At 34.0% G+C, this 18156-nt stretch carries 22 protein-coding genes; 14 read left to right on the top strand and 8 right to left on the bottom strand.

Features of this window, described 5'->3' with window-relative positions; genetic code table 11:
• Nucleotides 1-15: 15 nt before the first annotated feature.
• The 3 genes from BAMA_RS03110 to BAMA_RS03100 all read right to left on the bottom strand — a co-directional run bounded on the left by BAMA_RS03110 (nt 16) and on the right by BAMA_RS03100 (nt 2597).
• A complete protein-coding gene (locus BAMA_RS03110; RefSeq protein WP_034635874.1) occupies nt 16-279 on the bottom strand; it encodes a hypothetical protein in 264 nt (87 codons plus the stop codon).
• A gap of 135 nt (nt 280-414) precedes the next feature.
• Nucleotides 415-966 carry a PadR family transcriptional regulator gene (locus BAMA_RS03105; RefSeq protein WP_034635873.1) on the bottom strand — a complete coding sequence of 184 codons (552 nt, stop codon included), beginning with the start codon at nt 964-966 and terminating at the stop codon, nt 415-417.
• A gap of 95 nt (nt 967-1061) precedes the next feature.
• Nucleotides 1062-2597 carry an MDR family MFS transporter gene (locus tag BAMA_RS03100; protein ID WP_034635872.1) on the bottom strand — a complete coding sequence of 512 codons (1536 nt, stop codon included), beginning with the start codon at nt 2595-2597 and terminating at the stop codon, nt 1062-1064.
• Nucleotides 2598-2969: 372 nt separating this feature from the next.
• Here BAMA_RS03100 and BAMA_RS03095 point away from each other — a divergent pair, with 372 nt between their 5' ends.
• Nucleotides 2970-3479: a hypothetical protein gene (locus tag BAMA_RS03095; protein WP_034635871.1), complete on the top strand. Its 510-nt coding sequence runs from the start codon at nt 2970-2972 to the stop codon at nt 3477-3479.
• Between the two features lie 24 nt (nt 3480-3503).
• On the opposite strand, the gene BAMA_RS03090 is transcribed toward BAMA_RS03095, so the two are convergent.
• On the bottom strand, nt 3504-3734 hold the full coding sequence (locus tag BAMA_RS03090) for a phage holin (protein WP_415782847.1): 231 nt from the start codon (nt 3732-3734) through the stop codon (nt 3504-3506).
• Between the two features lie 550 nt (nt 3735-4284).
• On the opposite strand from BAMA_RS03090, the gene BAMA_RS03085 reads away from it, so the two are divergent.
• A complete protein-coding gene (locus BAMA_RS03085) occupies nt 4285-4905 on the top strand; it encodes a YkyA family protein (protein ID WP_051758862.1) in 621 nt (206 codons plus the stop codon).
• Between the two features lie 33 nt (nt 4906-4938).
• Here the strand turns inward: BAMA_RS03085 and BAMA_RS03080 are convergent, their stop codons facing one another.
• Nucleotides 4939-5397, bottom strand: a complete 459-nt coding sequence (locus tag BAMA_RS03080; protein WP_034635868.1) for a YkyB family protein — start codon at nt 5395-5397, stop codon at nt 4939-4941.
• Nucleotides 5398-5780: 383 nt separating this feature from the next.
• On the opposite strand from BAMA_RS03080, the gene BAMA_RS03075 reads away from it, so the two are divergent.
• Together BAMA_RS03075 and BAMA_RS03070 are read left to right on the top strand one after the other, a co-directional pair.
• Nucleotides 5781-7313 carry a Ppx/GppA family phosphatase gene (locus BAMA_RS03075; RefSeq protein WP_034635867.1) on the top strand — a complete coding sequence of 511 codons (1533 nt, stop codon included), beginning with the start codon at nt 5781-5783 and terminating at the stop codon, nt 7311-7313.
• Nucleotides 7314-7428: 115 nt separating this feature from the next.
• The gene (locus BAMA_RS03070) at nt 7429-9534 is read left to right on the top strand and encodes an RNA degradosome polyphosphate kinase (RefSeq protein WP_034635866.1); all 2106 of its coding nucleotides are present in this window, start codon (nt 7429-7431) and stop codon (nt 9532-9534) included.
• 51 nt (nt 9535-9585) lie between these two features.
• Here the strand turns inward: BAMA_RS03070 and BAMA_RS03065 are convergent, their stop codons facing one another.
• Nucleotides 9586-9813, bottom strand: a complete 228-nt coding sequence (locus BAMA_RS03065) for a hypothetical protein (RefSeq protein ID WP_034635865.1) — start codon at nt 9811-9813, stop codon at nt 9586-9588.
• A 100-nt stretch (nt 9814-9913) separates the two neighbouring features.
• Nucleotides 9914-10780: a metallophosphoesterase gene (locus tag BAMA_RS03060; protein ID WP_034635864.1), complete on the bottom strand. Its 867-nt coding sequence runs from the start codon at nt 10778-10780 to the stop codon at nt 9914-9916.
• 182 nt (nt 10781-10962) lie between these two features.
• On the opposite strand from BAMA_RS03060, the gene fadH reads away from it, so the two are divergent.
• From fadH to BAMA_RS03045, 3 genes are all read left to right on the top strand, one after another.
• The gene (gene fadH, locus BAMA_RS03055) at nt 10963-11727 is read left to right on the top strand and encodes a 2,4-dienoyl-CoA reductase (RefSeq protein ID WP_034635863.1); all 765 of its coding nucleotides are present in this window, start codon (nt 10963-10965) and stop codon (nt 11725-11727) included.
• 221 nt (nt 11728-11948) lie between these two features.
• Nucleotides 11949-13166, top strand: coding sequence for an EAL domain-containing protein (locus BAMA_RS03050; RefSeq protein WP_034635862.1), 1218 nt, complete (start codon nt 11949-11951; stop codon nt 13164-13166).
• A 173-nt stretch (nt 13167-13339) separates the two neighbouring features.
• Nucleotides 13340-13825, top strand: coding sequence for a DUF3993 domain-containing protein (locus BAMA_RS03045; protein WP_034635861.1), 486 nt, complete (start codon nt 13340-13342; stop codon nt 13823-13825).
• A gap of 21 nt (nt 13826-13846) precedes the next feature.
• Here the strand turns inward: BAMA_RS03045 and BAMA_RS03040 are convergent, their stop codons facing one another.
• Nucleotides 13847-14086, bottom strand: a complete 240-nt coding sequence (locus tag BAMA_RS03040) for a glutaredoxin domain-containing protein (RefSeq protein WP_034635860.1) — start codon at nt 14084-14086, stop codon at nt 13847-13849.
• 234 nt (nt 14087-14320) lie between these two features.
• On the opposite strand from BAMA_RS03040, the gene BAMA_RS03035 reads away from it, so the two are divergent.
• From BAMA_RS03035 to dapD, 7 genes are all read left to right on the top strand, one after another.
• On the top strand, nt 14321-14557 hold the full coding sequence (locus BAMA_RS03035; RefSeq protein ID WP_034635859.1) for a YkuJ family protein: 237 nt from the start codon (nt 14321-14323) through the stop codon (nt 14555-14557).
• A gap of 115 nt (nt 14558-14672) precedes the next feature.
• On the top strand, nt 14673-14822 hold the full coding sequence (locus BAMA_RS24390; RefSeq protein WP_157405943.1) for a hypothetical protein: 150 nt from the start codon (nt 14673-14675) through the stop codon (nt 14820-14822).
• Between the two features lie 73 nt (nt 14823-14895).
• Entirely contained in the window at nt 14896-15414 is a 519-nt protein-coding gene (locus tag BAMA_RS03030; RefSeq protein ID WP_034635858.1) for a ribonuclease H-like YkuK family protein, read from the top strand.
• Nucleotides 15415-15431: 17 nt separating this feature from the next.
• Complete coding sequence (gene abbA, locus BAMA_RS03025) at nt 15432-15632, top strand: antirepressor AbbA (RefSeq protein ID WP_034635857.1); 201 nt, start codon at nt 15432-15434, stop codon at nt 15630-15632.
• Between the two features lie 269 nt (nt 15633-15901).
• Nucleotides 15902-16345: a cyclic-di-AMP-binding protein CbpB gene (gene cbpB, locus BAMA_RS03020; protein WP_034635856.1), complete on the top strand. Its 444-nt coding sequence runs from the start codon at nt 15902-15904 to the stop codon at nt 16343-16345.
• Nucleotides 16346-16411: 66 nt separating this feature from the next.
• The gene (locus tag BAMA_RS03015) at nt 16412-17269 is read left to right on the top strand and encodes a LysR family transcriptional regulator (RefSeq protein ID WP_034635855.1); all 858 of its coding nucleotides are present in this window, start codon (nt 16412-16414) and stop codon (nt 17267-17269) included.
• 71 nt (nt 17270-17340) lie between these two features.
• The gene (dapD, locus tag BAMA_RS03010) at nt 17341-18063 is read left to right on the top strand and encodes a 2,3,4,5-tetrahydropyridine-2,6-dicarboxylate N-acetyltransferase (protein ID WP_034635854.1); all 723 of its coding nucleotides are present in this window, start codon (nt 17341-17343) and stop codon (nt 18061-18063) included.
• Nucleotides 18064-18156 lie beyond the last annotated feature (93 nt).

Below are 18156 nucleotides of genomic sequence, written 5' to 3'. Positions count from 1 at the left end.
AAATTTTCTGAAACTTCATAACTCTTTTATGTTCCACCACCAATGTGAAGGCGGATATATAGTTGAATATGGAAGGGGATGTACATGTTTGTAAATTTGATGTGCTTCATGAATAAATAGCCGATCGTAAAAGTGGAGTTCTCTTTGTTCTGCTGGACGTAAAGAGGCTATTTGAAGTGCAATTGTACTGCGGATTATAAGAATTTGTAGCAAATGTTTTCGAAATGATGAATGATAATATACGTAAAATCCATATTGTTTAATTAAGTTATTGTTCATATTGTCACCTCTACTTTTTATACACATCTTAATGGGAAAAGTAGAATAGGACAAATGGGTAAAAAGAAGAAAATATGAATAGAAAATCTAGTTTTTCATAATAAAAAGCACAACTATTTCTACTTAGCTGTGCTTTTATTCTATTCCGATTTTGTATAAATCTCCGTTCTGGGCCTCTTCTTGTAATTTTTGCAGAAAATGAATTTCAACCGAAATATGCTCAATTGAATTCATAATGATATGGAGTTGAGTGCGTGGTATATGCGTTTTGTTATATTCATATATTGTTTGCATTGTATGTAGGAAATGGTTTGTTTCTTGCAGTTTCTTTTCTAAAAGGGGGAGAATTTCTTCCTTGTTTCCAAGATGAGCAAAAGAAAGAGCACTATAGATAGGTTTATATATATGATTTTTTGCTTGAAATTGCTCTAATAAAAGTTGATGGAAAAGTATGCTCCCTTGTTTTGTAATATGAAAGATTGTTTTATCAGGGCGACTCGTGTCACGAACAATATTTGTAACCGCGATGGCCCCTTGCTTTTCTAATTGTTCAAATGCATAGTAAAGAGAACCTTTTGCGTATTTGATATAGCAATCCATCTGTCTGTCTTTTATAATGTGTTGTACTTCATAGGGGTGTTTATCTCCTTCAAGAAGCAAGCCAAGGATGACTAATTTCATACTCATTACTGTTTCAGCTCCTGTAAGTATAAGAATAGATAATACATGTATGCGGCACGTCCGTATATAAGTAGGGAATGCGCCGCATATATTTTGAAAATTTAACTTACTTGTTTTTGCGCTTTTTTTGTAGGTACAGCGAGTTGCTCTTTGCTCATCAATAGAATGCAGATTAAGCTAAGTAGAGCTGGTATTAGTGCCCAAGAGAATGTATCTGCAATCGAAATAGCAAGGGCATTTTGAATTTCAGTAAGTATATGTGGTGGAATGGCATTGTGACCACTTTCTGATAATAAAAAGCTTGTGTCGCCTCCAGAAGGCATTGTATGTTTTAATTCTGGCGGAACGATAGCGTTTAATTTATTTGTGAAAATATGGTTTTGAATGGTTCCGAAAATAGTTACACCAAGTGTCATGCCCAGTGAGCGGGAGAATGAATTTGTTGATGTTGCGGAACCACGCTCTCTCATCTGTAATCCATGGATGGAAGACATGCTTAAAACAGAGAAGGAAAAGCCAACTCCAAGCCCAGCTAAAACCATAAAAAGTGTAACCATCATTCTTGATGTGTCGGCAGTTATCGTGCTAAGCAAGTATATCCCAGTAATAAATAAGATACTAGAGGTGAGCATGATATTACGATAACTCGTACGTGTTGCGAGTTGTCCACCAACTTGGCTACCAACTACAGAACCTACCATCATAGGTGTTAAAATTAAGCCGGCATTAGATGCAGAACCACCAAGTACACCTTGTATAAAGATGGGAATGTATATTGTGCAAATAATAAACGTTGCTCCGTAGAAAAATGCTACACCCTGACTAGTAGCAAATAGACGTTTTTTAAATAAATAAAATGAAATAATAGGTTCTTCGGCTTTTCGTTCAATAAAGAAGAAGATAAGCAACATAAAGACACATGTAGAAAATAGAATAATAATAATATTGGAATCCCATTCATATTTTTTACCACCAAGCTCTAATGCAAACATTAAAGAAACAATTGCAATTACTAATGTAAGTGCACCTGCCCAATCAATTTTTTGTTTGCGGTACTGAACGGACTCTTTATAGTATTTTGTAATAAAAAATAGAGAAATGAGTCCAAGTGGAATGTTAATATAAAAAATCCAGTGCCAACTAATATAGTCGGTAATATATGCACCAAGTAGAGGGCCAAATACGCTTGATGTTCCAAAAACAGCTCCGAATAGTCCAGTCATTTTTCCACGCTTTTCAGGAGGAAAAATATCATACATAATGGTGAATGCAATTGGCATAAGGGCACCACCACCAATTCCTTGAATCGCTCTATATATGCTGAGTTGTTCGATACTAGTAGCAGTTCCACAGAGTGCCGAACCAATTAAGAAAAGTAGTAACCCGCCTATATAAAAACGTTTTCTTCCATACATGTCAGAAAGTTTTCCGAAGATGGGCATACCAGCCATCGTTGCAACCATGTAAGCGGAAGTAACCCAAACAAATTTGTCGAATCCTCCTAAATCTCCTACAATTGTTGCCATTGCAGTCGCAACGATTGTATTATCCATCGAGGCCATTAAAATGCCAAGTAGTAGTCCAGCGACAACAAATTTGATTGTGCTTTCTTTCTTGTCTTTTATTTGCTCTTCCAAAGATAACCCTCCTTTTTATAGCGCATTGTACGTTAGTTAATAATTTAATGGGATTACATGTTAGTTGTAACGGAGAGAGAATCCTCCACTGAGTGCAGTTTCACTTTATTATAGTCAAATTTGACTATGAAGTAAATTTTAAAAAATCGGCAAAATTCTTAAGGAAGAAAGTGTTTTCTTGCGAACATATTATGTGAAATTACTCATACTATAGAAAGTGACGAGAGTGTATATGGAAAAAAGCTGTACATTTAGTGTGCAGCTTTTTTAGAATAGTTTTTCCTAGTATGTGTGTATGCTATAACAAAAATATTTTATAAAACATTGGAAACATATTGTGGTGTATGAGCTGAGACGAGGTGAGCTTATAAAATGAAAGCATGGAAAATGAAAAATGAGGGATACTTTCCGTTATCATTACACCCGTTTTTACGAGCCGAGGGCAATCAACAAGATGTTGTATGCATATCTTTTGTACCTGAAGTATATGTGTCACTGAAGGTACGTACTATGGTGAATGAGCCTTTTAGGACTCAAGTGCCTTATCGCTTAGAAGATATATTAGAAATAAAGCTTGAAGTTGAAAATAAAGGGAAAGATGAAGTTTCACATATTGTTGTAAGCCATATGATTCGTGATCATTTAGTGTATGTGCCACAAACATTAAAAACGGGGACAGGAGAGGGAGAACTCTTATTTCGGCTTGTTCGATGGCGAATTGAACGGTTGTTACCAAATGAAATAGCACAGTTGTCTTTTTGCTTAAAGGCAGATCGTTATGTGGATGTTGTTATGTATCTTCGTGCTACATTTACATTTCAGCATAAAAAAATAGTATATGGACCGTTTCAAACAAAAGATGCAGTATTATTACACGAATAAAAGGAACCAAAAAGGTTCCTTTTATTAATGGAGATTGTTATCTTTTAATATTTCTTTTTGTTTTTGTCCTTTTTTAGTTATATAGTTATTTTTATATCCGAAATATAGGATGAATAAAAAAGAAGCGACATTAACGATTGCATCTATTTGATCGTTTGTAATAAAAGATATGCCAAATGAGTTAAACAATAGTTTTAATGATAGTAAGAAACCTGTAAGAAAGCGAAGGATATCTTGTAAATTACCATTTATCATTATATCTTCCTCCTTTCTATATCTTTTCTATTAATATATGAATAGAATGTTGAGTGGAACACAGATATAGCTATAAATGTACGTAGGCAGAAGGTGATACCCCGTAAAAATCCAATTTGTTGTAGGGATGAAGGAAAAATTCATTGAGTGAAGTTCATGTTATTAAAACTGAAAATTTTGAATAAACAAATATTATCTTTTTGAAACTTTTTTTTCAATTTTGTTACAAAACGATATGTTTTTTGTAACAAAAAGCTTTTAAAATACACTTATACATTTTATAATGAAGAGGTAGATGTGCCAGCGTATTTTTGCACAATGGCTTTTTCTTAAAGTGTAGACGAATATAATTTTCTACACTTTTCTTTTTGGAAAGATAAAAAGAGATTCTCTTGAATTTTTTTCCTTTTTATGTTTAAAATGAAAAAAGAATATATATTACTAGAGTGATATAAACTGCATTTTATGTCATGATAGGAAGCTGGTTGTACATAAGTAGGAGGAATAGACGTTGAAGTATAAGAAATTATCAGTTGTAACCATTATATCTATGAGTTTATTAGCAGGTTGTTTTGCTCCAAAGCCAGAAAAGGAATTATATACTGCTTTTGAGAATGCTGCAAAGCAAGAGAAAGTAATGTTTGAAAATGTGAAGAAGTTAGAGGAGCTAGAAGGTAAAGGGCATGAATTGTATGCTCAAATTTTAGAAGATGGTAAAGAAAACAATGAGGCTGTGAAAGAGCAGTTAGACGCAGCAATAAAAAATGTTGCAGCACGTGAAGAAGTGTTAAAGAAAGAAAAAGATGCATTGGATAAAGCGCAGAAAGAAATGAAATCAGTAGAGGATCATATTAAGCAACTTGAAGATAAGAAATTAACAGCACCAGCAAAAAAAGTAAATGATGCTTATAAAAATCGTTATGAGTCATTTAAGAAAATGGATGCGAGTTACAAAGAGTCTCTTAAGTTAGAAAAAGAGCTTTACACAATGTTACAAGAGAAAGAAACAAAGTTGAAGTTAATTAGTGAAAAGGTCACTATGATAAACGGATATTATCAAGAAATTGATGCACAGCAACAAGAGTTTAATACATTTACAAAACAATATAATGAAGAGAAAATGAACTTTTATAAAAAAGCAGATATTAAAATACAAGAAGAAAAGAAATAAAAAAAGTATGGCTGTAATTTAGCCGTACTTTTTTTATTTCTTTGTATATGTGCGTAAATACCACGGAATTGCTTCACTAAGTTTTTTCTCTTGTTTGTATGCTTCCGGACCAATATATGTTTGAAGCGTTTTTTTTGCGGCAGTCAAAGAAAGGTGTGTTTTTGGATTTCGATATGCGTGATCAAGATTACCGAGGTGTGGTAGTGTACGAAAATCATCTTTCGTTGGAGGGATATGGAAAAAATAGTCGCCCGCTCGAACGAGAACATCAGACTGCTGTTGGCTAAATTTAGGGTTTTTAGAAAAATGTAATCCTTCCTTTGTTGCTTTTTGTTCTTTTATGAGACGTTCTAAAGCTGCTTTTTTTAACCAATATAAATACTTTGGATTAGTTGCAGATTTGGCATGGCGATTTACAACAAAAATGGATTGAGCTAATTGATTAATAGAGAGTTGCTCACGGGAATTAGACTGTGATTGTGCAGGTTTCATATGTGTACCCCTTTCTTGTTTAACGTATTATAACATAAGGAACTGAGCATGTTGCTATATAATAAAACAAAATTGTTGTAAGAAAATATCGAGTATATTTGTTATATACTAAAAATGTTATATGTATTTTAAATATTAAAGCAATGTTGTTACAAAAAACAACTATTTTGTATAATAGTTGAAAAGGTATAGTGAGATGAATAACAATTTTTTCTTTTTTATCCCGCATTAAAGGTTTGTAACATGTTTATTGAGAGACATGAAAAACTTATAAAGGACACTCACGGATGAATCTAGTTTTACGCAAAGAATAAATTGGTTCATTATTCCTTTATTGGTATAACAGAAACGTCTTACGTGCAGTTATAAAGAAAGAGAAAAGGATGAAGAGACTATTGAAACAACAATATGGAATTATTGATATCGGATCAAATACGATGAGATTGGTTATATATGAAAAACAAGAAGGTGGAGCTTATAAAGAAATTGAAAATACAAAAGTGGTAGCGAGATTACGTAATTATTTAATCAAAGGGAGCTTAATTGAAGAGGGGATTCACATATTACTGCGTACTTTATTACAATTTCAAGAAAGTACGCGTTTCCATAAGCTTAATACAGTATTATGTGTTGCAACAGCAACGATTCGCCAAGCACAAAACCAAAGTGTTATTAAGCAGTTAGTTGAGGAAAAGACAGATTTTACATTGCGCATATTATCAGAATATGAAGAGGCTCGTTATGGATATATGGCAGTTGTAAATTCTACTCCTTTTACAGAAGGAATGATTGTTGATATTGGTGGCGGAAGTACGGAAGTGACATATTTTAAAAATCGAGAAATTGTAGCATATCATAGTTTTCCATTTGGGGCACTTTCTTTAAGAAAGCAGTTTGTTTATAAAAATATGCCTACTTCTGAAGAATTAGAAGAACTAAGACGATATTTATGGTATCAATTTCAAACATTACCGTGGCTTAAAGGAAAAAAATTACCTTTGATTGCAATTGGTGGAAGTGCTCGAAACATGGTAAATATTCATCAAAACCTAATTTCTTATCCGATATCTGGTCTGCATTTATACAAAATGGCAGGTAAAGATATTGAGGATGTAAAAAAGCATATCTTAAAGTTATCGTTTGCAGAATTACAGAAATTGGAAGGATTAGCAAAAGATCGGGCAGACACAATTATACCAGCTATCGAAGTATTTGATATGCTAGTGGACATTACAGAAGCGTCATCTTTTGTATTAAGTAGGAAGGGACTCAGGGAAGGGGTTTTTTATGAAGAATTAACAAGTGAATTTGGAATTTCTTATTATCCAAACATAGTCGAAGAAAGTATATATTTATTGTCTCATGCATATGAGATGGATATGGGGGGTGTAGTTAAGGTTTTAAACATTAGTACAAAAATTTGTAAAGAATTAGAAAGGTGTGGCATTGCTTCATTTACAACAGAAGATTGGAGTATGTTATATAGATCAGCTAAAGTGTTTAATATTGGAAAGTATATTGATAATGAATCAAGCTCTCAGCACACATATTATTTGTTAGCAAATAAAACAATTGATGGCGTGCTGCATAAGGAGCGAGTGAGATTAGCTTTAATTGCTTCTTATAAATCCAAAATGTTGTTTAAACAATATATAAGGCCATTTGAAGGTTGGTTTGATAAAAATGAACAAATTCATATGCGCTTATTAGGTGCGATTTTACAACTTGCTGCTGCGATGAATGTGACAAACCGTGATATGGTAGACGCGATACGAATGATGAAATATAAGGATGAATTAATTGTTAATATTACTTGCAAATATGTACCGTTAGCGGAACGGATACAAGCAGAAAAGCAAAAAAAGCAGCTTGAGAAAGTGATAAAAATGAACATTGAACTTCGGTTTGTTGGATAATATTTAATGGTACGAACGTTTTTACAGAAAATTTACACTTTGTAAATTATAAGTTTGTTAAAATGAGTACAAACACATTATACTGGAAAAGTTTCGGGAGGACGTGCAGCGAAATATGGAGATAACAAAGGGGAATCTTTTAAATTTAAATGATACTACTTATTATAATAATCGGGAATTGAGTTGGCTTGCATTTAATGAACGTGTGTTGGAAGAAGCACAAGATGAACGAAATCCTTTACTAGAGAGATTGAAGTTTATTAGTATTTTTAGTTCGAATTTAGACGAATTTTTTATGGTACGTGTGGCGGGATTGAAAGATCAAGTAAAGGCGGGTTTTAATCAACGGGAGAATAAAGCGGGTTTAACGCCAAAGCAACAGTTGAGTAAAATCGGAGAAAAAGCACATGAGCTAACGAACATACAATATGATACGTTTCAACGCGTTATATTGCCAGAGCTGGAAAAAGAAGGGGTTGAACAATTGTTCTTTTATGATTTAACGAAAGAACAAAGAACGTTTATTGAAGAATATTTTGATGAACAAATTTTTCCTGTGTTAACACCTGTTGCAATTGATGCATATCGACCATTTCCAATGTTATTAAATAAAAGTTTAAATTTAGCGGCTATTTTATATGACGAGGGACAAAAGGAAGAAGAAAATAGAACAAAACTTGGCATTGTACAAGTTCCTTCGCTATTAGAGCGTTTTATTTTCTTACCAAATGAAGAACAAAAGCAAAAGTTTATTTTATTAGAAGATGTAATTAGTAATTTTACACATAAGTTATTTACTGGCTATACAGTATCATCTGTAACCCGTTTTCGTATTACCCGAAATGCAGATTTAACAATTCACGAAGAAGGTGCTCGTGACTTGTTAAAAGTGATTGAGAAAGAATTAAAAAAGCGAAAATGGGGAGCTGCTGTCCGATTAGAAATTGGAAAGGAATATGCAGATGAACGAGTATTATCACTTTTACATGAAGTATTAGAAGTAGAAGATAAAGATGTGTATATCGTGGATGGACCGCTTGATTTGACATGTTTATTTGGACTTTATAAAAAATTAGCGCCGCTTTATGAACATCTTATTTATCCGGCTCTTATTCCACAACCACCTCAAGGGTTAGATAATGATGAAGATGTATTTGAGAAAGCGCTAGAACAAGATATACTATTGCACCACCCATTTGAATCGTTTCAGCCAGTTATTGACTTTGTAGCGGATGCAGCAGAAGATCCAGGAGTGTTAGCAATTAAGCAAACATTATATCGTGTTAGCGGGGACTCACCTGTTATTCAAGCGTTAAAAACAGCTGCTGAGAATGGAAAGCAAGTGACTGTTCTTGTTGAATTAAAAGCACGCTTTGATGAAGAAAATAACGTGAATTGGGCAAAAGAGTTAGAGCAAGCTGGATGTCACGTTATTTATGGAGTTAGTCATTTAAAGACACATAGTAAAATTACACTTGTTGTAAGGCGGAAACAAGGGAAAATTGAACGCTTTGTTCATTTAGGAACAGGGAATTATAACGATGCAACGGCGAAGTTATATACAGATTTCGGATATATTACATCGCGTAAAGATTTTGGTATTGATGCAACAAACTTTTTTAATTATTTAAGCGGTTATACAATGAAACCTCATTTTCATCAAATATCGGTTGCGCCGTTTGATATTCGTCATCAGTTTATTGAATTAATTGATGAGGAAATTCGTTACCATAACCAATACGGAAATGGACATATCATTGCAAAAATGAACTCATTAACGGATAAACCCCTTATTCAAAAACTATATGAGGCCTCTCAAGCTGGAGTAAAGGTGGAACTCATTGTAAGAGGGATTTGTTGTTTACGTCCTGGCATTTCCGGTGTGAGTGAAAATATTCGAGTTATTAGTATTGTAGGACGTTATTTGGAGCATAGTCGAATTTATTATTTCCATCATAATGGAGAAGAGAAAGTCTTTTTATCATCAGCAGACTGGATGACTCGTAATATGGAAAAGAGAATAGAAATCTCTTTTCCAATCGTTGGATTTGAGATGAAAGCGAGAGTAAAGGCGATTTTGCAGCTTGTTTTGGCAGACAATGTGAAATGTCGTGAGCAAAATGCTTATGGAGAATACGTTTATGTAAAGAGAGAACAAGAAGAGATTGATAGTCAGATGAACTTGTTCCGAATGGCTTATACGAATACAGAAGAAGATTAAAGTAGAAAAGGCCTCTTTATTAAGAGGCCTTTTTATAGTTTTTATTTAGGACTAGTAATAATATGGTTGTTGACAAGGATAACCAGCGCAAGGATATGGAGCAGGAGGATAAGGTGGATATGGATAATATGGTCTAGGACCAAAAGCTAGAGCGCCGCCAATTAGTCCACCTGCCAATCCTGCTAGAAAAGGGAACCCAAAAAATGGGAAAAATCGCGCGTTTCCTGCTGGACCAATTGGTGCTGATCGATACGGAATGGGATGGTATTGTGGATACATGAAAAAACCTCCTTTATTGGACTCATTGTTATCATATGGAAAAGCGAACGTGGATGAGCGAGTACAAGAAGGAGGGGAATGAAAATAGGCCATTACGACTTTAGTTTGATTGTAAGGTAAATACTGAAATTTCCGGTCTTGCTAAGAAGCGGAATGGTAATCTTGTCATACCAAGTCCCCTGTTTACATATAATTTTAGTTTATATGTGCTACTTATATTATAAAAACCTTCTATATAATCTTTTGCTAAATAGGGGGTAACAACTGGACCGAAAAAGGGAAGTTGAACTTGTCCGCCATGACTATGTCCTGATAGCTGTAAATTAACAGGGAAGTTTGCAATTTGTTTGGCGACATCGGGTTCGTGAACGAGAACAATTGTATAAAGATGATGTTGCACTTGTTGCAATAGTCCTTGAATATTTGGTTTGCCTAGTATCATGTCATCGATGCCAAAGATGGTAATAGTACTACCATCTAATAAACGAATTTGTCTTTGTTTATTTTGTAATACTTCAAAATCTGCATTATGCATAATTTGCTCATAATAGTCTGTTCCATAGCCACCATGATCGTGATTCCCGTAAATAGCAAATTTGCCAAGTGGAGCATGGATAGCTTGTAAAATAGCTGAAACGAAGGGCGTATCTTCATAAGTTTGATAATTATCAATTAGATCACCGGTAAATACAACGATGTCAGGTTTAACCTCATTTATTTTTTGGACAACAGTAGTAAGCTGTTTTAACGAGTAATAATAACCGAGGTGTAAATCGCTAAATTGAACAATTTTCACACTGTTAAAGCTACGTGGAATCAGGTGAGATTGAAGAGAATGATATGTCAATGAAATAAGGCGTGGTTCTATATACTTTCCATAATAATAGCCAAGCCCTGTCGTAATACATGTGTATAGTGCAGTGCGAATTCCTTTTTTTATAAAATTTCTTCTCGTCGTTGAGTTCATGTGTAGGAGCGAACTCCAAATGTTACGTATATTTGTATATAAAGAGTCGCAGTAATGCCCCCTTTCTTTTGTATATTTAAGTTAAGTTCATTACAATATATCAGAAAAATTTAAAAATATAAAGATTTCTAACAAATAAAGTGATAAAATGAATGTACATTCATTTTTTAGGAGGAGAACACATGAAAGAAAAAGTAGTGGTTATTACTGGTGGTTCAAGTGGAATGGGAAAAGGAATGGCTACGCGATTTGCAAAAGAAGGCGCTTATGTTGTCATTACGGGACGTACATTAGAGCGCTTAGAAGAAACGAAAAAAGAAATTGAGCAATTTGATGGACAAGTGTTACCGGTACAAATGGATGTGAGAAATGAAGAGAGTATAAAAGAAATGATTAAACAAATCGATGAAAAATATGGACGTATCGATGTGTTAATAAATAACGCAGCTGGGAATTTTCTTTGTCCAGCAGAGGACTTATCGACAAACGGTTGGAATGCAGTTATCAATATCGTGTTAAACGGTACATTTTATTGTAGTCAAGCAGTTGGGAAGTACTGGATTGAGAAAGGAATTAAGGGAAACATTATTAATATGGTAGCGACATATGCATGGGATGCAGGACCAGGTGTCATTCATTCTGCTTCAGCAAAGGCAGGTGTACTTGCGATGACACGAACACTTGCTGTAGAGTGGGGAAGAAAATACGGGATACGTGTGAATGCAATTGCTCCAGGACCGATTGAACGTACGGGAGGAGCTGATAAGCTTTGGATTTCTGAAGAAGTTGCGAAACGTACATTAGCAAGTGTTCCGCTTGGACGATTAGGGACACCTGAGGAAATTGCTGGTTTAGCATTTTACTTATGTTCTGATGAAGCAGCATATATAAATGGTGCATGTATTACGATGGATGGTGGACAACATTTACATCAATATCCATTTTAAAGGGATAGAATGAGGGAGTTCATTCTTCGTGAAGAAAAAGTCTTTACAACCTATTGAATAATGGGTTATAATTAAGACCTCTTTTTTCTTCATAGTAGAATTGCTAATTCCCCTTAGCATTTTACCCCTCTAATCCCTTCAGATAAATCTGAAGGGATTTTTTTGTTATTTTTCTATATAAACGTGGTATAATCTTTGAAAAGTAAAAGGAGGGAAATACTTTGATAGACCCATTAGACGTAATGAGTAACCTGGACCGAGTCCTTCCTTATTATCAAGCTATTTTTAGTGCAGACCAACATACTGTAGTTGGTTATGAAGTAGTAGGACGTATACAAATAGATAAAAATTTGTATAGCTTATCTTCTTTTTTTCATGATGACTCTATTCCAAGTGAGTTTCAGTTAGAAGCAGATAATATTATTTTAGAGAAGGCGTTGCAAACATATTTAGAAACGGATCAATCATTTTTATTATTTGTACATCGAAATGTAAATATACTGATGAATGATGAAAATGAAAGTTTTTTACAATTACTGTTAGCGTATGAAAAGAGAGGATTAAATTTAAAGAATATTGTATTGGAAATAACAGAGCATGACTTTAAAGATGATATTGAGCAATTTAACCATTTGCTTATGTATTATCGTACATATGGTATTCAAGTTGCACTTAATAAAGTAGGCGCAGGCACGAGTAATTTAGAGAGAATTAGTATCTTAGCTCCAGATATTTTAAAGGTTGATTTAACAAATTTAAGGCAAACTGCACTTATGCAATCTTATCAAGATATTTTATATTCTTTATCATTATTAGCAAGGCGTATTGGAGCAACATTATTATATGAAGATATCGATGCGTTTTATCAATTACAATATGCATGGAAAAATGGTGGGCGGTATTATCAAGGAAGTTATTTAAAAGAGTGTTTACCACATTTTATTGAAGCAAACATCTTGAAAGAACGACTTGGGAATGAGTGCCATCAATTTATTTTGCATGAGAAAAAGAAGTTACAAAAAATTTATAATTTGACAGAAATGTTACGTGAATATGTAGGAAACATATTAGCAAAGCAAAAGAAAATAGAAGATTTTAATAAGTGGCTAGTGAGTTTTAGTCAGCAGGTGACGAAATATAGTTTTCGTGTGTATATTTGTAATGAAGATGGATTTCAAAAATCAGGAAACGTAATGAAAAAAGATGGACATTGGATTTTACAGCCAGAATATCATATGAAAAATTGGAGTTGGCGCCCATATTTTTTAGAAAATATTATGAAGATGCGTTTTGAAAACAAAGGACGATTGTCTGATCTATATACTGACATTGAAACGGGCGAAATGGTTCGAACATTTTCGTTTCCAATAGACGATGAACATTATTTGTTCGTTGATTTATCATATGAGTTTTTGTATGAGGAAGATGTTTTATTTTAATGCACGAATGAATTCGTGCATTTTTTTGTTTTCTTTTATCATAAATTGGCAATATTGAAATGTATACTGTCTATTACTGTAAAAATTTTTCGAACGAAATGTTAAGTTTCTTGTTATAATCATTGCTACAATAAAAAGTACCAGGACAAGCTCTTTTGAAGGAAGGTGCTAATGTGAAAAGGTACGGGATTTTAGTTGTCTTATTTTTATGTGTGGTCTTTATGATTGGTCAAAGTATTACAACTGTTCTTGGGAAAGAAGAGGGAGAAGTGAATCGTGAAGAAATATTTGCTACGATTCAAAAGGGGTACGAAGCACAGTTTTCTATTCGTAATAAAGGATTATCAATGGATCAAATGTATGATAAGTTATCATCGTATTTTACAGATAACTTTTTGCAAGTTTTTACAGATGAGAATAGCACGAATGCAAAGCAAAGTGGAGAATATTTATTTCCTACGAGAGAAGCTCCTTTTTCTTTTCAAGCAGAAACGAAAGTAGTGCAAGATAAGAAATATGGTTTGTTGTATGTATATGAGAAAAACAAAAATGAACGGTATCAAATTGTTACGCTTCAAAAAGAAGGAGAAAAATGGAAGATTGCTGGTTATCATGAAAGTAAGCAGCTCTTTCTGGAAATTCAAAAATTACAAAAATAAGAGGTGACTTTGTGTCACCTCTTATTTTTGTAACTCAAGCAGCTCTTCTAATTTTTCAATTTGGAACCCAGCTACGACTTCACCATCTATAACGACAGTTGGCGTAGAGAATGAATCGTAGTCATGTAAAAGGCGATTGCGAGCAGCAGTGTCTTTCTTTACATCGTATTCTTCAAAGAGAATATCGTTATGTTTTAAAAATTGTTTTACAATTTCACATGGTGGACATTCAGGCTGTGTGTATACTTCTACACGTTTCATAAATAAAAAACCTCCTTTTTGCTGTTTTTAATTATATTCTTATATGAAAAAAGCTGCAATAACAGAAATAAAATGTTTGTTTCGTTGTTTTACATCTTTTTTCGACAAATTTTAGTTGAGTTTCTTCGGAAGAACCAGTATCCTAGACTGTGGGACATTTTTTCTGTTATGACGGATAGAATGATTATAGCTGTAAAACCTATTGGTAGGAAGATTAGAGAAAGGAGAGATTTCATGTCTCTACTCCAAGGAATTTTAACTCGACTTGTTAGTCTAAAAGACCAAGCAGAAAGCGGTGAAGTAGCACAGCGCTACTTTGAAGTAAATGGTGAGCGCAAGTGTAGTGTAAAATATTTTGATAAAAGTGATATGTACGAGTTAGAAGTGTATCAACAAGGTGAAAAACCACAAGTATATCAGTTCGACAACATTGATATGGTTGCGATTGAGATTTACGATATCGTTTCTTGATACATAAAAAAAGAAGGTGCCAATGAGGGACCTTCTTTTTTTATTGTGTACGAGTTTATAGAATCTCCTTATGTCTATACTGATAGAAACGGAACAAAAGGAGTGAGGAAGGAAGATGGAAAAAACACCAATTGTTATTTGTCCAAAATGTCATATGCAATTTGAAATGGTAGATGTATTAACAGCGCAATCAAATCAGAATGTTATTTTTACATGTCCCGCCTGTATGTATATCATAAGGAATATTCGGACGAATAAAGGGTAGAAAGTTATATTTTATAAAAACGTTCCATACAATTGAAGTGTAAAGGTCTGTCTAGTAGAAGGGACGTGACTGTATGGAAGGAGCGTATCAATTTTATAATTTATCAGAACAGCATATGGATTTTGAAACGGTCTTCTCCCATATTTGTTCTTTTATAAAAAAAGATCCTAGAAATTTTTATCGTCTATCCATCGGAACAGACTCACAAGTTCATCAAAAAGATACACGTTTTATTACGGCTATTCACCTTCACCGGGTTGGAAAAGGAGCGTGGGGGTGTTTGCATCATCGTACGGTGAAGAGAACGTCGCCAACGTTAAGAGAGAAAATTTACTTGGAAACACAGTATAGCCAGGAGGTAGCGTGTTTATTTACACCAAAGCATATTCAAATACTATGGGAGTTGTTGCACCCACATAGTGAAGAGGGTGCTTCATTTGTAATGGAAATTCATTTAGATATTGGAAAATATGGATTAACTAAAGAATTTATTTTAGATATGACAAATAAAATTACATCGATGGGATTGACCCCAAAAATAAAACCAGATGCTTATGCTGCTTCGAGTTATGCAAATCGTTACACAAAGTGATGAAGGAGTGTGTATGCATGAAGGACACAATACATCTTACAAGGGAAGAACAAATTCTGCTCCTAGAAGTGTTGTTTCGGCAAAACTATGCAAGTGAAATTCTTTCCGCCGAGATTACTGATATTGAAACAGGAATGAAGAAGGTGAATCATAATGAATATAAACAAATGATTCATTTGTTTGAGCGCCTAAAAACTGAAGAGTATCTCGGCTACTGAAAAAGTAGTCTTTTTTTTTTCTTCTATGGTAAAATGGACTAGGGGAAAAATTATTTTTTAGAGAAGTATCGCGGACAAATAATAATATGTAAACGCTATCATAAACTATAAAAGAACTATAGTATGTAGAAAATGTGTTTATTCAGATTGATTGGTAGCTACAATAGGACAATGCAAACAAATTTTACCTTTTAATTTTGATCGTAAATGAAGAGCTTTTATTTGTTTGATAAATAATTGTTAAATGGAGAGAAAAATGGGGGATAGCAATGATTAGCATGCCGAAAGAAGAGTTTCAGCAAGTGTTTGTGAAGGACTTAATGATTTCGTCTGAAAAAGTTGCACACGTTCAAATTGGAAATAATTTAGAACATGCGCTTCTTGTTCTTGTTAAATCGGGATATTCTGCAATTCCGGTGTTAGATCCTATGTATAAATTACATGGACTTATTAGTACAGCGATGATTTTAGATGGGATTTTAGGATTAGAACGCATTGAATTTGAAAAGTTGGAGCATATGAAAGTTGAAAGTGTTATGAAGCAAGATATTCCACGACTTCAATTGAATGACCCATTTACAAAAGCTTTAGAAATGACAATTGATCATCCATTTGTTTGTGTGGAGAATGAAGAGGGATGTTTTGATGGCATTTTAACACGAAGAGCAATTTTAAAATTATTAAATAAAAAAGTACGTCAGTATAACCGATAATGATAGAGAAGCGGCTTCAAACTGTTTAAGAAGTCGCTTTTGGTTTGTAAGAAGGGAGAAAAGCAAGTGCAAATTGATGATTTTCAAATGATGGTCGTGTTAGCGCAAGAATTAAATATGAGAAAAGCTGCGGAGCGTTTGTTTGTTTCTCAGCCAGCCCTTAGTCAGCGTTTACAATCGATGGAGAAACAATGGGGAATGAAGTTTTTTATTCGTTCTCAAAAGGGTTTAACAATTACACCAGAAGGCGAAAAAGTCGCAAGTTATGCGAAAGATATGCTTCAGAAAGAAGAGGCCATTAAGAGTGAATTGTCTACATTGCAAACTGAAACGTATGGAACGCTTAAAATAGCTGTTGCTTCGGTTATTGGTCAATATTGGTTACCACCTGTTTTAAAAGCGTTTGTAAGCAAGTATCCATTTGTGAAAATTTCTCTCTTTACAGGATGGAGTAGTGAAGTGCAGAGGAATTTTTATGAAGGAGACGTACATGTTGCGATTTTACGTGGGAGACAAGAGTATAAAGGACATAAACAAAAGTTATTCGAAGATGAGCTATACTTAGTCGATACAGAGATAAGTGACGTAACGATGCTTAAGGATACTGATAAACCATTTATTCAATTTAAGAGTGATTCTACATATTACGGACAGATACAAACGTGGTGGTACAGTATTTTTCCAAATCCACCAAAGCGTACGATTGTTGTTGATCAAATTGAAACATGTAAACAACTTGTATTAAATGGAATAGGATATGCGTTATTACCATCTACGGTTTTAAAAGAAATACGTAATGATCTTTACCGAACACCTGTACAATTAAATCGCGAAACGTGGATTTTAACAAGTGAATCTGCTCGCCAGTTAAAACAAGTTCAAGCTTTTTTAGAAGTGATTGAAGAGTTTCAAACAGAAAAATAAGATGAATTTGTTGCGAGGAACCTTTTCGTTTGGTAGAGTAACATTATATATGTAATTAGGAGGCAGTAAACATGAAAATGATGGATGCAAACGAAATTATTTCGTTTATTCAAAACAGTGAAAAGAAAACACCTGTAAAGGTATACATAAAAGGGGATTTAAAAGAAATTACATTCCCAGAACAAGTACAAGCATTTGTAAATAAAAAAACAGGTGTTTTATTTGGAGAATGGTCTGATATTCAAGCAGTACTTGAAGAAAATAAAAAGTACATTGTAGACTATGTAGTAGAAAATGATCGTCGTAACTCTGCGATTCCAATGTTAGATTTAAAAGGGATTAATGCACGTATCGAGCCAGGTGCAATCATCCGTGATCAAGTGGAAATCGGTGACAATGCTGTTATTATGATGAATGCAACGATTAATATCGGTGCTGTAATTGGTGAAGGTACAATGATCGATATGAATGCAGTACTTGGCGGACGTGCAACAGTAGGTAAGAACTGTCATGTTGGCGCAGGTGCGGTACTTGCAGGTGTAATCGAACCACCTTCTGCAAAGCCAGTTATCGTTGAAGATGATGTTGTAATTGGTGCAAATGTAGTTGTGCTTGAAGGTGTAACAGTAGGTAAAGGTGCAGTTGTAGCTGCAGGTGCAGTTGTAACAGAAGATGTACCTCCGTACACAGTAGTAGCAGGTACACCAGCACGTGTAATTAAAGAGATTGACGAGAAAACAAAAGCAAAGACAGAGATTAAACAAGAACTTCGTCAATTAAACCCAACAAAATAAGAGTGAACTTTAATTGTAGCGAAATGAATTTTTAGCTGCGGGTGAAGTGATATAAAAGAAAAGCGTAAGGGCCATTTGCCTTTACGCTTTTTA

Source organism: Bacillus manliponensis (assembly GCF_000712595.1).
GTDB lineage: Bacteria > Bacillota > Bacilli > Bacillales > Bacillaceae_G > Bacillus_A > Bacillus_A manliponensis.
The sequence above is the reverse complement of the archived record's forward strand: the minus strand, read 5'-3'. Positions and strand labels throughout refer to the sequence as shown.

Bases quoted from the DNA above. Each gene is read 5' to 3' on its own strand.
- BAMA_RS03080 (WP_034635868.1), bottom strand. From the start codon at position 5,397: ATGAAACCTGCACAATCACAGTCTAATTCCCGTGAGCAACTCTCTATT.
- BAMA_RS03085 (WP_051758862.1), top strand. From the start codon at position 4,285: ATGAGTTTATTAGCAGGTTGTTTTGCTCCAAAGCCAGAAAAGGAATTA.
- BAMA_RS03070 (WP_034635866.1), top strand. From the start codon at position 7,429: ATGGAGATAACAAAGGGGAATCTTTTAAATTTAAATGATACTACTTAT.
- BAMA_RS24390 (WP_157405943.1), top strand. From the start codon at position 14,673: ATGGAAAAAACACCAATTGTTATTTGTCCAAAATGTCATATGCAATTT.
- BAMA_RS03040 (WP_034635860.1), bottom strand. From the start codon at position 14,086: ATGAAACGTGTAGAAGTATACACACAGCCTGAATGTCCACCATGTGAA.
- BAMA_RS03030 (WP_034635858.1), top strand. From the start codon at position 14,896: ATGGAAGGAGCGTATCAATTTTATAATTTATCAGAACAGCATATGGAT.
- cbpB (WP_034635856.1), top strand. From the start codon at position 15,902: ATGATTAGCATGCCGAAAGAAGAGTTTCAGCAAGTGTTTGTGAAGGAC.
- BAMA_RS03095 (WP_034635871.1), top strand. From the start codon at position 2,970: ATGAAAGCATGGAAAATGAAAAATGAGGGATACTTTCCGTTATCATTA.
- BAMA_RS03065 (WP_034635865.1), bottom strand. From the start codon at position 9,813: ATGTATCCACAATACCATCCCATTCCGTATCGATCAGCACCAATTGGT.
- BAMA_RS03035 (WP_034635859.1), top strand. From the start codon at position 14,321: ATGTCTCTACTCCAAGGAATTTTAACTCGACTTGTTAGTCTAAAAGAC.
- BAMA_RS03105 (WP_034635873.1), bottom strand. From the start codon at position 966: ATGAGTATGAAATTAGTCATCCTTGGCTTGCTTCTTGAAGGAGATAAA.
- BAMA_RS03090 (WP_415782847.1), bottom strand. From the start codon at position 3,734: ATGATAAATGGTAATTTACAAGATATCCTTCGCTTTCTTACAGGTTTC.
- abbA (WP_034635857.1), top strand. From the start codon at position 15,432: ATGAAGGACACAATACATCTTACAAGGGAAGAACAAATTCTGCTCCTA.
- BAMA_RS03075 (WP_034635867.1), top strand. From the start codon at position 5,781: ATGAAGAGACTATTGAAACAACAATATGGAATTATTGATATCGGATCA.
- dapD (WP_034635854.1), top strand. From the start codon at position 17,341: ATGAAAATGATGGATGCAAACGAAATTATTTCGTTTATTCAAAACAGT.
- BAMA_RS03060 (WP_034635864.1), bottom strand. From the start codon at position 10,780: ATGAACTCAACGACGAGAAGAAATTTTATAAAAAAAGGAATTCGCACT.
- BAMA_RS03110 (WP_034635874.1), bottom strand. From the start codon at position 279: ATGAACAATAACTTAATTAAACAATATGGATTTTACGTATATTATCAT.
- fadH (WP_034635863.1), top strand. From the start codon at position 10,963: ATGAAAGAAAAAGTAGTGGTTATTACTGGTGGTTCAAGTGGAATGGGA.